The organism is Adlercreutzia wanghongyangiae (assembly GCF_035989245.1).
GTDB lineage: Bacteria > Actinomycetota > Coriobacteriia > Coriobacteriales > Eggerthellaceae > Adlercreutzia > Adlercreutzia wanghongyangiae.
In genome coordinates this window covers 547,157-549,341 of the sequence record NZ_JAYMFF010000002.1, presented here as the reverse complement: position 1 = coordinate 549,341, position 2,185 = coordinate 547,157, and the positions used below count along the sequence as shown (strand labels likewise).

1 protein-coding gene is annotated in these 2,185 nt (G+C 60.8%); it reads right to left on the bottom strand.

Features of this window, described 5'->3' with window-relative positions; genetic code table 11:
* Nucleotides 1-612: 612 nt before the first annotated feature.
* Complete coding sequence (locus VIN30_RS02605) at nt 613-1,992, bottom strand: peptidylprolyl isomerase (protein ID WP_326424071.1); 1,380 nt, start codon at nt 1,990-1,992, stop codon at nt 613-615.
* Nucleotides 1,993-2,185: the final 193 nt, after the last annotated feature.

Genomic DNA, 2,185 nt, shown 5'->3' with positions numbered 1-2,185 from the left:
CATGCTGCTCCGTCTTGCCATCTCTATTCGTCGCTCTTGTGCTCGCAATCGTCATGCGGTTTCCGCCTGCCGCGAGTTCTGCCGAGACCGTCAGGCCTGCGGCTGCACCCGAGCTCGCGCGCCCGCCTTCCCTCCTTTGACGCAAGGCCTTCACCTGCAGGTCAAGGGGCTGTGGCGCACTTTTGGCAGAGTGATACTCAGTAGCAAATTTTAAAACTTATCGAGATGGCATCCAAGCGGTAACAGCTTGATAACGGCCACGTTACCTTGGTGTTAACTTAAACGGCAGTTTTCCTAGGTTTATGGGCCGATTTATCGCCACTTTATGAACTGAATGTTAAGGCTTTGTGGATTCGCTTATGAAAATGATCGACTTTTACCCGCTCATGACAGGGCAACGAGCGTCTAAAAGCTACCCTGTCATTTCCCGTTGCTATTGGGATCAACGGTATTCTGAAAGTGCTTTCAGCTTTCTTTCAGATTCAAAGCCCCCTCACTTGACATTTTCCTCGCTCCTACCGCCCCCTCTTCCCTTCTTTCCCCAAATGCAAAAAAGGGACCCGCATTGCTGCGGGTCCCGGAAAGCCAGTGGCTGGTATATGTCGGCAGCTTTTACTGCTGGGCCTGCTCGCCCTCGGCAGCCTGGTCGGCGGTGCCGTCAGCGGCAGCCTGGTCGCCACCCTCGGCGGCCTGGTCGCCCTCGGCGGTATCGGTGCCGTCAGCGGCCTGGTCACCCTCGGCAGCGGGCTGGGTGCCCTCGGCAGTCTGGTCGCCGGCAGCGTCACCCTCAGCAGCGGCGTCGCCCTCGGCGGCAGCCTGGTCGCCCTCGGCAGCAGCCTGGTCGGCAGCGGCGTCGTCGCCCTCAACGGTGCCCATCTCGGTCTCGTCCACGGTGGCGGCAGCATCAGCGGCGGCCTCCTCGTAGGGGGTCAGATCGATGGCGTAGGGCAGGCCCTCGGGCATCGGATTGATCACGATCTCGGCGTTCTCGCGATACTCGGTGAACCAGGTGCTGAAGCTCTGGCTGTCGGAGCTCTGCTGCATGTACTCCAGGTAGCTCTTGAAGTCGTCCGGCAGCTGATCCAGCGAGGTCAGGCCGCCCTCGGGCACCGTGAACTCGTCGGTCACGGTCACGATGTGGTAGCCGTAGTCGGTCTTCACCAGACCGCTCACCTGGCCAACCTCCAGGCCGTCAACGGCATCCTGGAACTCGGTCACAAAGGTGGTCAGCTTGTCCCAACCCACATCGCCGCCAGTCTGGGCGCTGGAGTCGGCGGAGTACTGCTGGGCAGCCTCCTCGAAGGACAGGGTGCCGGCGTTGATCTGGTCAAGCACGGCCTGAGCCTCGGCAGCCAGCTCCTCGTCGGTCTTGGTGTCGTCAGCCTGGAACAGCACGTGGCTCACGCGCTTGGCACCGTTCCACTGGTCGGCCATCTGCTGGGCCTGGGCCAGAGCGGCATCATCACCGCTGCCGTTCTCGGTGTCGGCCGCAGCCACGGCCTCAGACAGCTTCTGCTGCAGAATGGTAGGCTTCACCACGTCCTCGATGTAGGACTCCTCGGTCATGTTGCTAGCGGTCAGAGCCTCCTGGAAGGCCTCCTCGCTCTCGAACATCGCCTTGGTCTGCTCCAGCTGGGCGTCGATGTCGGCCTGCTCAACCGTCACGTTGTACTCAGCGGCGGCCTGCTCGTACAGGTCCTGGTCGACATAGTAGTTGATAACCTCTTCACGCACCGACTCAGGGGTGTAGCCGTTGGAAACCATCCACTCGCCCCAGGCCTCGTCGGTCTCCAGATTGGCACCCTTGCGGAAGTTGTCCACGTAATCGGTAACGGTCTGCTCCATGATGTCCTGGCCATTCACCGTAGCGGCCACGTCGCCAGCGGCACCGCCGCCACCGCAACCCGCAAGACCGGCACCCAGGGCCAGAGCCACCGACACGGCGCCGACACTCTTCAGCGCCTTACCCTTCACAAACGAGGAGAATTTCATGAATCCTCAACCTTTCACTCTGCTGCCCAGGCCGTATGCCAAGGCACATTGCTCAGTTCTGCCACAAAACCCGGCCTCCCCGCCAGACTCTGCACTCCACGCAGCCAGAGCGCTAACTGGGTATTGTAACCCTTCTGTGGTCAGTCGCACATTATTTCAAAGGACGTTCACCCGAAACAGCGAACCACATAGA